The 12,436-nt window shown below is 42.7% G+C and carries 13 protein-coding genes; 3 read left to right on the plus strand and 10 right to left on the minus strand.

The features are described from left to right. The first annotated feature begins 189 nt into the window (after positions 1-189). A complete protein-coding gene (locus tag ACGHZ6_RS09010; protein WP_390618507.1) occupies positions 190-549 on the plus strand; it encodes a hypothetical protein in 360 nt (119 codons plus the stop codon). A 66-nt stretch (positions 550-615) separates the two neighbouring features. Here ACGHZ6_RS09010 and ACGHZ6_RS09015 read toward each other — a convergent pair whose 3' ends face one another. Continuing rightward, on the minus strand, positions 616-1,107 hold the full coding sequence (locus ACGHZ6_RS09015) for a hypothetical protein (RefSeq protein WP_390618508.1): 492 nt from the start codon (positions 1,105-1,107) through the stop codon (positions 616-618). A 188-nt stretch (positions 1,108-1,295) separates the two neighbouring features. Then, a complete protein-coding gene (locus ACGHZ6_RS09020) occupies positions 1,296-2,840 on the minus strand; it encodes a hypothetical protein (RefSeq protein ID WP_390618509.1) in 1,545 nt (514 codons plus the stop codon). 437 nt (positions 2,841-3,277) lie between these two features. Here ACGHZ6_RS09020 and ACGHZ6_RS09025 point away from each other — a divergent pair, with 437 nt between their 5' ends. Then, entirely contained in the window at positions 3,278-3,892 is a 615-nt protein-coding gene (locus tag ACGHZ6_RS09025; RefSeq protein WP_390618510.1) for a hypothetical protein, read from the plus strand. 132 nt (positions 3,893-4,024) lie between these two features. Here the strand turns inward: ACGHZ6_RS09025 and ACGHZ6_RS09030 are convergent, their stop codons facing one another. From ACGHZ6_RS09030 to ACGHZ6_RS09065, 8 genes are all read right to left on the minus strand, one after another. Then, positions 4,025-4,855: a hypothetical protein gene (locus ACGHZ6_RS09030; RefSeq protein ID WP_390618511.1), complete on the minus strand. Its 831-nt coding sequence runs from the start codon at positions 4,853-4,855 to the stop codon at positions 4,025-4,027. Positions 4,856-4,994: 139 nt separating this feature from the next. Continuing rightward, positions 4,995-5,393, minus strand: a complete 399-nt coding sequence (locus tag ACGHZ6_RS09035) for a nucleotidyltransferase domain-containing protein (RefSeq protein WP_390619158.1) — start codon at positions 5,391-5,393, stop codon at positions 4,995-4,997. Beyond that, a complete protein-coding gene (locus ACGHZ6_RS09040) occupies positions 5,299-5,706 on the minus strand; it encodes a hypothetical protein (RefSeq protein WP_390618512.1) in 408 nt (135 codons plus the stop codon). The genes ACGHZ6_RS09035 and ACGHZ6_RS09040 overlap by 95 nt, the downstream gene beginning before the upstream one ends. 1 nt (position 5,707) lies before the next feature. Continuing rightward, complete coding sequence (locus tag ACGHZ6_RS09045; RefSeq protein ID WP_390618513.1) at positions 5,708-6,406, minus strand: HNH endonuclease; 699 nt, start codon at positions 6,404-6,406, stop codon at positions 5,708-5,710. 158 nt (positions 6,407-6,564) lie between these two features. After that, the gene (locus ACGHZ6_RS09050) at positions 6,565-7,389 is read right to left on the minus strand and encodes a DUF6694 family lipoprotein (RefSeq protein WP_390618514.1); all 825 of its coding nucleotides are present in this window, start codon (positions 7,387-7,389) and stop codon (positions 6,565-6,567) included. A 327-nt stretch (positions 7,390-7,716) separates the two neighbouring features. Then, a complete protein-coding gene (locus tag ACGHZ6_RS09055) occupies positions 7,717-9,876 on the minus strand; it encodes an ATP-dependent endonuclease (protein WP_390618515.1) in 2,160 nt (719 codons plus the stop codon). 80 nt (positions 9,877-9,956) lie between these two features. Further along, complete coding sequence (locus tag ACGHZ6_RS09060) at positions 9,957-10,583, minus strand: hypothetical protein (protein ID WP_390618516.1); 627 nt, start codon at positions 10,581-10,583, stop codon at positions 9,957-9,959. Between the two features lie 668 nt (positions 10,584-11,251). Continuing rightward, positions 11,252-11,677, minus strand: coding sequence for a helix-turn-helix domain-containing protein (locus ACGHZ6_RS09065; RefSeq protein ID WP_390618517.1), 426 nt, complete (start codon positions 11,675-11,677; stop codon positions 11,252-11,254). Between the two features lie 73 nt (positions 11,678-11,750). On the opposite strand from ACGHZ6_RS09065, the gene tmpT reads away from it, so the two are divergent. Then, positions 11,751-12,383: a thiopurine S-methyltransferase gene (tmpT, locus tag ACGHZ6_RS09070; RefSeq protein ID WP_390618518.1), complete on the plus strand. Its 633-nt coding sequence runs from the start codon at positions 11,751-11,753 to the stop codon at positions 12,381-12,383. Positions 12,384-12,436: the final 53 nt, after the last annotated feature.

The raw sequence follows: 12,436 nt of genomic DNA on the forward strand, positions 1-12,436 counted from the left end.
TTTTTACCCAGTTATCGATTAATTAACCCACCTTTCAGCCGATCTTTCAACAGAAAATCACCATATACCTCACTCATACTGACTCCTTATTTTTGGTGTGATATTTGCTTTTTACCATTCATCTAAGGAGGAAGCAGTATGGACGGTGGATTTAACGCATTTAGTAATGGGGGAAACCCTGTTAATGGAATGGCAAAGTCACATTTCAGTGGAAAGCAGGGTAAATCTCAAACCACACACGAACGGGCGGACAGAGCGGTTACCGCCATGAATGCCGGAAAAATGGAGAATGTAGGCAGAACCGGCACTGGAGGCCGGGATGATAAAGTCATGGATGCCTATGGTGGCGTCTGGGGTGTTCACCAACAACCAGGCCCTGGCGGTGGTGTCCGCCAAGCGTACCCTATGCATAAAGCCATGCCTGTTCCCAGTACCAACCGCTGGGGCGGAAAAACGGGGGGCGTAACATTCGACCCAAATCAAAAATCCCCCTCAAAACACACGGTTTTTGAAGGCGCTAGCGGAAAGCCAAGAAATATAGACGTATAAAAAGCTCGTTGCCATTGGCTTGGCAGTAGCAAAGCGGGCGGAAATACCGGGCTGAATACGTTAAAACTAAGTTTGTAATTGATAGCCCAGGTATGTCCAGGCATCTGGAATATCGAATACAAATGAGAACAACATGCACGCCAGCATAAACGCCGCCCAAGCGTTATACAGAGAAAATCCCTGCATAAAGGGCCGGTTTTTGATTAATACCACGATTGCCGGTGTCCAGAAGATCACATGGGTCAGTGAGGTCAGCCCAGCCAACGGTAATAGGCCAAGTTGCGGTGCAATCAGATTACTGAACGTGACGCCCGCAACGATAGAGGCCAATACCCAACGCGCTTCTACATATTTCCAGGCAAAGAACACGCTCGGCAATATGGCCAACTTCAGTATTGTTAGCCAAACCTGAACCCAGGCAGGTAGATTGTTGCGTGCCTCATCGTCCCATATTTGCAAGGGCTGATGCCCGGAGACAGGGTCTGCTGCAAACGCCGAGAAGGCCATAAGCCCCATACACAAACAGCAGACACGGCGGCCAAGCGGAGATGTAATCATTGCGATTCCTCAACTAATCACTGTAGTCATGGTGTGAATTGTCTTAAATACATAACTCGACCGTGGCTTTTATACAGCGTAAAGTGAGAAAGCTATTGTAGGGAGATATCTGACGCTAACTATCAACTAGCTGACAATTGCGCGAGGTGAAGCGGGGTAAGCCCCTGGAGGCTTACCCCAAAGATAATTTAGTGGCTAAAAAGCTGTAATGCCTTGTTAGCAAAAAGTGCAAAAGGTTTGTCGGAAGATGTTTGACTATTCTTCTTAAGATTTACGATACCATCAACGGTGGTGTAGCGGTCAGACAGTATCTGATTAGAGTTGGTAATAGCGCTTATACGGCTTACGGCAATGGCGTCTTTGAGGGATTCCAACGATTTCTCGTTAAGGTAACCGCTAATACCTTTTTCGTTGGTTACGCCAGGTTTCAGCAGTTCCTCAATCACCCCGTCGTGAAGAATGGCAAAATCGGTTGCCCAGCGATCTATGGCCAGGATATCGGGCTCTGCCAGGGTGATTTGAAATACGCGCTTGTTGTTGACGGTAATCGTCTCGCCGATGTCATTAATGGTTGGCAGGGTGGTGCCATAATACACGCGAGAAACATCCCTTCTGATGGCTATCTCGTCATCTTCAAAAGCAATCCACTGCTGTTTACTGGCTGTTAATGTGACGAGTGTAGAGAAGGTTTGCATAAAGGTCGTATTGCCAATTTCGGCATTGAAGGTGTCCAGTGAGCCTGTATTGGACGCCCAGGCCTTATTGAAAAGGGAAGGGCTCTTACCTGTGTGTGGCTTGCTAATGGGGGAGGCCGCCAGTGCATCAACTGCGCAGCTGATTTCACCGCTGATGGGGTTGTAGCATGCCTTTAGATCAAGCTCATCCAAAGCCGCCAAGGCTTTCTGGCGTTGTTTGATAACCTTGAGCTCATTGTCTATCAGGGGGGAGCCAAGATAAGCGCTACAAAAATCAGGCAGTGAACCGCTATTGATGGATTGAATTTGCTTGCATCGTTTGATTTGCCCCATGGTGCTGACGGCAGCTGCAGTGATGCCTCTTTCAAGGTGCTCTTTTAAAATACCATCACGGTCGAGCCAGTTCGCCATTCGGGTTCTGCTGCACACAGAATCATTACCGTTGGCTATACAGGCCTTATCGCTATCAATGAGCGTTGTGGTGACTTCTGCACCGCTGACACCATAAAGGTATTCCTGGCACAGCGTCCCGCCTTTGGCACTTTTTGATAGGGTGAATTCTTGTGAGTCTGATTCATAGAGGCCAAATACTTTAGGGAGCCTCAGGTTTTCGCCGCCTAAGCCCAGGAACCAATTCTGGATCGACAGCCTATCGCTATAGCCAAACTTAAAGTCGAGTTGAAAGCCACAATAGGTGCCTTTCTTCATTTGGTCGGTATAGGGAGTACTCTTGAAACCACCTTTCTCCTTCCTGACCAGCGTCATAAAATCTTTTAAGTTTGGCCAATAGGTTAGGTTATTGTCCTTATCGGGTGTAATGAAAATATAGTTTCCGCTACTGCCAGAGCTTGTGATAAGAGAGTCATCAGGCCTGGCTGACATCAGATTGGTGTAAGCCTTTTCGTTAATGTCCGCCCCAGGGAATAGTTTAAAATACAAGCCCGTTAGAATAATGATGGCGCCGCCATAAAAGAGAATCTGCAAGATATTGGGTAGCTCTTGAAGCAGCGCCAATAGGTTTTCAATGATTTTCTTCATCGGTGTCTCCTTGCGTTATCTAAATCCAGTGATGTTTGGCAGTTAGGGGCTATAGTAATACTATGTACGGGCTTTAGATACAAACCGTCTGTGGCACGCAAATATATCCATTTTCAGTATCACCAAACGTTTTCCCTAAGTTACCCATAGAATGAAGCGCAGCTATATACAGGCATATTACCGCGTCCAACGCATCTTCATTGCTTTTTAGAGTTTGCCCTTTGAGGCTTTGGATATGCTCTGGGGACTGCTGGAAGGGAGTAGACCCCATAGATTGAGCAGCTTTACTCGTTTTCACGGGAATGGCGGGGTGGTGGAGTATAATTTATTCCCTCCGCCACCTTAAATTCCTGCACCAGAATGGCTAAACTCAGCGAAATACTCTCACCTAACAAAATTAGCCCTCCACCGTAATGCCTAGCCCGAGTCACGATACTATGAAGGAAAAGCACCTACTCATCATTGCCACATCCGTAATGATTTCCGGACTCTTTACACTGGTTAGCCTTTGTGTAATAGCGGCAGTCATTTACTCAAATCAGCTTTCAGTTGCCGACATAACCACATTCCTTACAAAATCAGTCACTTTTGTAACCACTATTGCCGGGCTTATTGCTGCTATTACTGCCTTTAGAGGCGTAACTACATGGAGAAAACAGCTTAAATACGGCAAGCATGTTGATTTAATCTGGGAGGCCATGAACAGACTGCGAGCCACACACCACGCCTATATATTGTGGCGCGCAAATGCTCTAATATATGCAAGCAATTTAAACGAAATAGAAGACTTGGAACCTTACGAAAAAGACCTCAAAGAAAAGTTGGATCAGCTAGGCGCATCTTTCAACTGGCTTGACACAATTGTCATTCAAAATGAGTGGCAGTGGGCCAATTACCATTCAGACCTAAATTTAGGTACAAAGCGGGTAATCAATTCATTCAAAAGCAATATATATGGTCCTACAATGTTTGAACACAAAACCAATAGTGTGGACGAATTCTATAAATCGCTCGCTGAAAAACTAGTGGTGCTAGAAAAACAGTACATCTAATCTGATCTTGCCCCGTTTTTCCGAACAACGTTAAGTCAATAGCATCATCTATCAAGCTCAATATCCTTGCTGAAAGAGGGGCTACTAGTAGCCAGATGAGATTCTACCCCATAGATTTAAATTAATTTACCCTTATATTATTTCATTGGTATGTACTTCTGATTCTCTTGAAAGGGCTAGAAGAAAACCAATAATAGCAATGAATAACATTATCGAGTTCTTTATCGCCTCTTCAATCTTTACCTTTTGGTTATACTTGACTACGAGAGCTTCATACTTTGTAAGAAGATCTCTTGAAGATTGTGCAAGATCTCTTACAAGCTTAAAAGAGTCCTTATTCAAATTTAAAAAATAACTCTCGTCAGAGTACAGTTTCTTTAGTATTTCAGTTTGAATTAAAAGTCTATCCACTTTTTCATCTGTCGTTTTCGGAATGCTGGAATAGGAAAAAGCTTTTGTAAACTCTTCAATGATCGATTCAAGTTTTGACTTTCTTGAAATATACTCAATGGTTAGGGTGTTGAAGCTTTGGTATAGGTTTCTTATTTCTCTTTGCTCTTTCTTATCCATTTCAGGTAGGGCCTTATTCATCAGTGTCAGAGAATCTTCCATGATGTAGGATGAGAGGTCTCCATTGTGATTTAATGACCTATTAAGATCTGAGAGTTGTTGATTTAGAAGGATGAGGTTTTCCCGGAATTCCTGGTCAATCTCCAGGTTACCTTCTATTAGAGCAATGTTTCGTAAATTTCCTTTTTCTTTGATGATATTGAACTTACTGTATATGTCTTCAGTCCAGTAATTAACTTGAAACGAATATTGGGATGCTTTGTTGTTAGTAACTTTCCCAGCATCTGGAAATAAATAGACTTGAATAAAAAAGCTTAAAGGAGCAAGAATTAATATCAATAAAAGCTTAATATTATTAATTTTCCTAATCTTTGTAATAATTCTCTTAATCATCCTGTATCCTGGTCTTAGTCAATAGAAGTAGGCATTCTAAGCTCAAAGTTCTTGCTTCTTTCGAGTTTTTGGAAAGAGTTATTGGGGGCAGCCCCCATAGATTACAGAGTCTGAATCCATTGATTTTTGCTCGTTATGCTTAGCTTTGAGTTGGTTTTATAGTTTCTATGATAGAAATTATGTCGGACAAATTGCTGCCATTATATGACAATAAGTACTTCGCTGATGCTTTGTTTATAAATTTCAGTTCAGCTTCTTCTGATTTAGAAAGCATAGTGATTGAAGCCTTCACTACTCTAGTCATTAGACCTTTCTTTAATGAAATAGCTTCTAAGCATGATTTTCGGCTGGTCGAATTATGTACAATCAGGATGTCTATATCATTGAAAGTCTTTGAGCCATTAAAGTAGGAACCAAATCCATAAACTTTAACCAACAATTTATTACCAACCATACTCTTTAAATTTATCTTTTTCGTATTCTGTAATATAACTCCAATATTCATTTCTATTAATTGCAGCCATAAAGCCACGAACATCGAAGATCCCAACTTTATCTGCCATACAGTCTCGTTTTAGCTCAAGAGCATAGCTACACCAATTTGAGCTTATAACAACGGCATCAATCGCACCGTAGTTTTCGCAAGATTCTACATACTCAGCCGTGCCGAATGAATAACATTCGCATATAAATACCTTAAGGGTATTTCCATTATTCAATTCAATATTGTATAGACCCTCATCCAGTTGCTCACATAAACTAACTTTACTATGCTCATTCATGCGCTGCTCAAAGAATTTATAATTTCGGTAGTAACTCATCCAAGGAAAGTTGTCGTTATGTGCAGGCATATTATTCTCCTAATATTAAACTTTCAAAGTCGCTCGGAAAGCGTTGAACAGCATTGTAAGGAATTTTATCATTTACCCATTGTTCATAACTCTCGACGTGCTGTACAAACTTACTTACAACTCTTTGCTCGCTGCGAGAGAACATCTCTCTGTATTTCTGCACGAGGGCTGCGATTTCCCTATTATTCGGCACGATGGTAGAGAGGCGCTCCGAGGTCCATAAAGCGTAAACTTGGTCACTATTAGGATTTTTTTGAGCATTTTCTGATCTAGGGCCGTACTGCTCCCACGCTTGGCAATTTTCCGCCATATGCGGAGCAATTTTGTCTTTGAGCTGCTCAATATTATCTATCTCTGAACTCTGTAACCGAGTTGAAATGAAACTCTCATGATCGCGCTTCATTTCGTGTAGTAACTCAATGGTATATTTACTCTCATTTTCGGCTTTATCTATCAATGTATGGTGAGTTGGGCAAAGCAATATGAGGTTGTCATAGCTATCTCTTTCAGTAGCTGATTGTTTTGCATCATACCGATTAGATCCGGGTTTATTACCCTTAATATGGGCCATTTCACCAAGAGTATAAGGAGTTACACCTTCTGCTTCTTCGACTGATAATCTTTCACCACAGCTTCGAAATGAACACCTGCCAGCAGCATTCGACCACAACAGCTTTATTGATTTATTCGTTATCGACATCTATATATCTATGCTCTGAACAGTACGAAGTTTAACTTAAACTTATTTCTTTAACCTTTGGGGGCTGACTCCAGGGGCAGACCCCATAGATTTTAATCTATAGACTTTTATAGTTACATGGGGGAGGTTAACTCCATCCCCTTTGATTTAGATGTTGGCTAAATATCATATTTAGACTTTAATTCAGAAAGGCGCTTTTCATCTCTTTCCGTGAAACCCGTTGCTGAATAGAGCGACTGACTGTCAGCGCCGTCAATTCTTTGAACCGTTACTGTAAATACAGCATCTGCTGGAGCATTAACTTTCCCCCAATCTGAGAATCTATTTGGAGCTAACCTCCAACTCTGTTCTTCCCCCGGCTCTAGTCCTCCTGAGATGCTGTAGTTAAATGTATCTACGTGCCATGGCACACTTCGGCCAGGACTGGCAATAGTACCTTCAAAGTACGCACGTGATACTGGCGAGTCAGTTCCATTTTTAACTGTAATATCGATTATTGGCTGCTTGCCTCTGTACTTTTGCTCTTCCTGTGTGAATCTAGAGCGGATGACCTGAAACTTCTTTAGTTCTTTGATTGCTTTTGCTGATGCTTCACGTTTTTTCTCTAGCTCTGCTATTTCTACGACCGCCTGCTCGCGTTGCCTCTTTTCCCTCTCTAGCTTAATATTTTCTGCCTCAGCAATAACTTGTTGAGCAGTTTTTCCATGAAGTGACTCTTTCATTCTGCTTTCAATACTTTCTGTATCAGCCGCACCTGCGGCGAATAAATCTTTCATATCGATTTGACTAAATGCCAAGAGTTTAAGTGCATTGTCAAACTTGGAACGATCAGCTTCTGGTAAGGAGCTTCTTACCTCTTGGGAGGTTGTTTTCATCAGCTCATCTGTTGAGGTATCTATTGTTGGCTCAGAAAGGATCTTATCGCAACCTGAAAGAGCTAACATCAGAAGCGCTGAGATAGCTAAAGTGTTAGTTTTTATCATTTATGATTCCTTTTATAGTTGTAAGTACATAGCAGTTTTATTTACTGGGTTGATCAAGTGTAACGCTTCATCTATATCAGGGTATAAGTGTCTTTGCTTGCACTTGATGTCTACATGAAGCCAAGCCTTGGATTTCACTAAAAGCCAATCTGTAGAAACAGGTAAAACTACCCATAAATCACAAGCATCGTAAAAGGGGCAGAGGGTATATTTATTGTATAGATAGGGCGCTGGTCAAACTTTAATCCCACTGTCCCTTTTAATTAACACCCCACTCACCGGAAATTTAGGAGTGATGCGAGTAAAATTTCCGAGTGCAGTGGCTTATCAGGTTTTTGCATGTATGCGCTTGATCATCTCAATGGTTTTAGAGATCGCTGAATCTCTGTCGTCGTCCCTAGCTCCGTATATAGTTGCTTTTGAACTATTTTTAGTATGCGTAGCAACCCCCTGAAATGGAGGAAATGAACCCTTCGCAGAAAAAAAGTACCTTTTTCCTCCAATATCATCTTCGATTACGGGAGCCTTAGATATTTCCACAACAGGAGTGTTCTCAACAAATTCGGCGTTATCTTCTTCTAAGTTACCGAGTATAGCTCCAACCAGTTCCATTAGTGTCGGAGATATAATTTTCGCCTGCCAAGCAGTTTCGAGTGCGCGAGATATTGCTAAGGGGTTTTTTTTCAGTCCTCCTGCGTTGCCATAATATGCGGCTGCTTTATCTTCGTGCGTTTTCCAATTTTCCCCTAACTCTGATGATATTACGTCCGTTAGGTTAGTCATCCACATCCTGAGATTGTGTTCTTTTATATCAGTTTCAGGCCAATTTTTAGTTTTATCATGCCCTAACAAATGCAATATCGCTGCATTATCCTTTTTATGCTTGCCAAGTTCCGACTCTCTGGTTTTGTCTGTGTCAGCATCACATACCACAAAAGTTTCAATATTAAGTAGCTTTGCGATAGCTAAAGGCTTAATTAGTTCGTTCTTTCCGCCCACTGGTATTATATGATATCCAGAACGCCTAAAATCTGAGAGTCTACCCATCAATTGAATGTACGTGGTGATGTAAGCTACGTCTTCTACACCTTCAACCAATACTAGCTTTTTGCTAAAAAACATTTCACTAATTTCTGGGCGTAGTGTTGGATACAATTTTGCGACCATTCCACTTTCTTTAACCGGCTTTTCACCAGAATTTTTTAGTTCTTGCGCTAAATCTTCATACTTCAGTGATGTTACCGTCGAGCAACTTGGTGTGCCTTTCTCTCTTACTAATCTAACCGTATGAAAATCATCTCCTGGTATAAAGTACGGACTGTGTGAACACACAATAATTTGCGACTGATCTTTCGCTAAATCCTGCAGAACTTCAGATAAATAGCGTGCTTGTGGTGGGTGCTGATATAACTCGGGTTCTTCGATAGCCATTAATAGTGTCGGCGCATTTTCATCTTCTATTTCTGCAAGTTCTTGTAATAGTGTTAAGAGGTAAGACCTTTGCATTCCGTGCCCAAATCGAGCGAGTTCGCTTTCAAAGCCTTTTTCTCCGATTTGAATATGTGCAAATGGCTCCTCAATTTTGATTGATTTTTCAGCATCACTTTTCCATAGGACTTTTGCCGTGGCATTCGGATTAGCCCAGAGCTTTAACTTCGATTCAAGAGAGTCAGATATACTAGTTAAAACGCCTTGTTCTTGTTCGAGCATCGATTCATAACTTAGTCTCAATCCATCTCTTAACCCAGTAACTTTTTCAGCGAAATTTACCTTTGCTCTTATAGCCCTTGCTAGAAGTTGACCGAGCGCAGAGTTCTTTGATTCTTCAGCTTCCTCTGAAAAATCTTTTGAAGCCGACACAAATACCCACTGCAGATGGGGGGCAAGCCTATTTGTGCCTTTAGAGACACCATAAAACTGATCCTCACTAGGAATTAAGCTACAGCTTTCGGGATTTGATGCTTCAAAATAATTCAGAGCTGATGCCATATCCGCCTTTGAACTTGCTGTTGGTATCTCTGGCCATTTATCTCTTAAAGATGAAAATATTTCTTTTAATTCTTTAGCAGTTTTTTTAGTTTTTTCAGCTTCAAACCATACCTTGAATTCAGTCATCCCAAGACGATTACCAAATTGCTTAACTTCAGCTCTCTCGGTGCCTTCGTCATATTCAGCTTTAGCGGTTACGACCAGCTTGTCTTGCCTTACGTAATCAGACAAACTCTCTTTTGCTGCGTTTGATAGATCTGAGAATGTAACCGTGATAGAAATCGGGTTTCCTGTATCCTTGTGATGAAAGTCATCAGCGGATAGCTTACTTAAGTCAGTTTTTGAATCTTTGTGTTGACGAAAGAAAACATTTAGCGCGTTCATTACTGTTGATTTGCCAGCTCCATTCGGGCCGACAAAACAGTTGTATTCATCAAAATAAATAGTTTCGTCTTTGAATGTTCGAAAATTCTGAATTCTTATGGATTCTAGTTTCATACTCGTTCCCTGAATGAGAAGCTAACGCCCAAAGCAGCGAGCGCCGTTTTAGGGCTTCCGCTGCTTTTGCTTGTTAACAGTTACTGCTCTAGATAGCTACATGCTGAACAGTGCCATTTTCCCAAGCTAAAACCTGCCGGAAGTTTACTTAGATACACTGGCTTTGATGGAGAGGTGCAGTTTGGACACACTGGTTTATCTGGATCAGCTTTAACAGCAGCCGAGAAATTAGGGTTGCCGGACTCACAATTCTCTTTCCACTTTTGAATTGCACCATTTAATGCTTTATCCATGCACCAACTAGCTTGTGTAAAATCGACCTCATGGACAAACGCATTCATTACCCCTCGGTCGAAAACCCCTCGTGATACACCTTTATGATGCAAGATCATTATTGGCAGTGATTTGGAGTATGCCAAAGCCGCCTCAATATGATTCCACTCAGTGGGCAATGATAGGGGAGAGGCAATGTCGAAATCTTTGATTTTTCCCGAATCCATGATCAGTTGAGGGTATCCAAGGATAATAGCTCCTTGGCACTGATCCATTATCTCTAAAACTTCATCTAGAGGAGCCTTGCTTGGGTAGTCGGTTGAACCCAAAGTTCTTGGACTTAGTCCTAAGTTGGCCAACGACATTAGAAATATTTTGAGCCCCTCTTCAAATTCAGGAGAAACCCAAGTGGGGCGACTTAAAAATATATGCACGATCTCTCCTAGGACTGTTAACAGCTTTATTAACAGGCTTGATCAAATGTAGCTACCCATTCATATCTGGATAAATGTGTCTATACCTAGACACGGTATCTACATATACCCAAGCCTTTGATCTCATCATTTGGTCCGGAAATAGAAAATCTTCTTAAATATTTAAGAAAAAGATTTACAACAGAATGCCTGTCAATCCATCTATCCTTGGCGAAGAAGTGAATATCTCCTAAACGCTACTCATCATTAAGCCACGCTTTAATTAAGGTCATTACTCTATCAGCTTCGACTGAGTGGTCAACAATTAATAACTGACACCTGAAGAAAAAATAGAAAAATGTAAAAGTTTTGTTGACGTAAATCAGGCGTTTTTGGAGGTGGTTACAAATTTGGAGTTTTGTCATTTCACTAGGTAAAGAATGGGTGTAGGAAATTTGCTGGTTGGGGTGTGGGATATGGCTTACGTTTGTAGGATATGTCTCACAAGGTGGGTTGGGTTTTCTTTTAAAGGATAGTAGAAAGTTGTTGTGTGGGGTTCTTAAGGAGAATGGATTCCCATTTTCACGGGAATGGCGGGGTTGGAGGGAAGGCAAGACTCTTAAAGACACTGGATTCCTGCCTTCGCAGGAATGACATAAAGGAGAAAGGAGTGACGAGGAGCTATTGGTTTAGTTAGTTCTTGGTTTTTTCCCTGCAATCCGCAATATCCTTTGAAACTTCGGGCACTCCAAATGACTGGGTGCCGGGCACTTGGCTGCGTGGCGTAAGCCATCGCGCATTATCGTTAGGCGTTTTATTTGTTCATCCAGCTCTTCCGATTTTTCCTGCAGTAACTCACGATTAATATTTACACCCCTTGGGGTAAACATATCGCCAATTTCCTGCAACGAAAATCCGGCATTGCGGCCGAGCGATATTAAGGCCAGGCGTTGCAATACGCCTTCACTGTATTGGCGGCGTAAGCCGTGGCGGCCGATGGGTTGGATTAAGCCTTGTTCTTCGTAATAGCGCAGGGTGGAGGTGGGCAGGCCGGAGCGTTTGGTGACTTCACCGATATCGATGCTGGCTTCTGGTTGGGTGTCTGTTTGGCGCATGAGGGTGTTGACCTCAAGTTAACTTGAAGTTGCATACTATCCCTAACAACTACAGCGAAGAACAGGAGCTAGCATGCAAGCAGAGTTTTGGTACGAGCGTTGGGCGAGCAACGATATTGGTTTTCACCAACCTGAGGCCAATCACTTTTTGACTAAATATATGTCACAACTGGAATTGCCGGTCGGGGGCCGTGTGTTTTTACCCCTGTGCGGTAAAAGCCTGGATATTCACTGGTTGCTGGCCCAGGGCTATGCGGTGGCTGGGGCCGAGTTAAGTGAAATGGCGGTGCAGCAGTTGTTTGAGGAGTTGGGGCTTGAGGCTGCGGTCAGGCATGAAGGCACGCTTAAATGTTATAGCGCCCCGCAGATTGATATTTGGGTGGGGGATATCTTTGAGTTGGATAAACAGGCCCTCGGCCCGGTGGGTGCTGTTTATGATCGCGCGGCGCTGGTGGCCTTGCCGTTGCCTACTCGCCACCGTTATACCCAGCACCTTATGGCGATTACCGGGCGGGTCAGGCAGCTACTGATCTGCTTTGAGTACGACCAGTCCTTAATGGAAGGGCCGCCGTTTTCCATCACTGATACGGAGGTAGAGTCGCATTATGGCAGCGACTATCAAATCAGCTTGTTGGAGGCAGTGCCCGTGGTAGGCGGGTTTCGCACGCTTGAGCAGGCGGATGAAAAGGCGGTTTTGCTGATATAGGCGTCTATCTCATCCAGGCCATCTTGACACTGTTAAGATTGTGGTGCTAGGCT

The sequence above is a fragment of the Maricurvus nonylphenolicus genome, assembly GCF_042854845.1.
GTDB lineage: Bacteria > Pseudomonadota > Gammaproteobacteria > Pseudomonadales > Cellvibrionaceae > Maricurvus > Maricurvus nonylphenolicus.

What these genes read in the sequence shown, in the direction of transcription:
- ACGHZ6_RS09015 (WP_390618508.1), bottom strand. Translation starts at nt 1,107, where the DNA reads ATGATTACATCTCCGCTTGGCCGCCGTGTCTGCTGTTTGTGTATGGGG.
- tmpT (WP_390618518.1), top strand. Translation starts at nt 11,751, where the DNA reads ATGCAAGCAGAGTTTTGGTACGAGCGTTGGGCGAGCAACGATATTGGT.
- ACGHZ6_RS09010 (WP_390618507.1), top strand. Translation starts at nt 190, where the DNA reads ATGGCAAAGTCACATTTCAGTGGAAAGCAGGGTAAATCTCAAACCACA.
- ACGHZ6_RS09020 (WP_390618509.1), bottom strand. Translation starts at nt 2,840, where the DNA reads ATGAAGAAAATCATTGAAAACCTATTGGCGCTGCTTCAAGAGCTACCC.
- ACGHZ6_RS09030 (WP_390618511.1), bottom strand. Translation starts at nt 4,855, where the DNA reads ATGATTAAGAGAATTATTACAAAGATTAGGAAAATTAATAATATTAAG.
- ACGHZ6_RS09055 (WP_390618515.1), bottom strand. Translation starts at nt 9,876, where the DNA reads ATGAAACTAGAATCCATAAGAATTCAGAATTTTCGAACATTCAAAGAC.
- ACGHZ6_RS09045 (WP_390618513.1), bottom strand. Translation starts at nt 6,406, where the DNA reads ATGTCGATAACGAATAAATCAATAAAGCTGTTGTGGTCGAATGCTGCT.
- ACGHZ6_RS09035 (WP_390619158.1), bottom strand. Translation starts at nt 5,393, where the DNA reads ATGTTCGTGGCTTTATGGCTGCAATTAATAGAAATGAATATTGGAGTT.
- ACGHZ6_RS09025 (WP_390618510.1), top strand. Translation starts at nt 3,278, where the DNA reads ATGAAGGAAAAGCACCTACTCATCATTGCCACATCCGTAATGATTTCC.
- ACGHZ6_RS09040 (WP_390618512.1), bottom strand. Translation starts at nt 5,706, where the DNA reads ATGCCTGCACATAACGACAACTTTCCTTGGATGAGTTACTACCGAAAT.
- ACGHZ6_RS09050 (WP_390618514.1), bottom strand. Translation starts at nt 7,389, where the DNA reads ATGATAAAAACTAACACTTTAGCTATCTCAGCGCTTCTGATGTTAGCT.
- ACGHZ6_RS09065 (WP_390618517.1), bottom strand. Translation starts at nt 11,677, where the DNA reads ATGCGCCAAACAGACACCCAACCAGAAGCCAGCATCGATATCGGTGAA.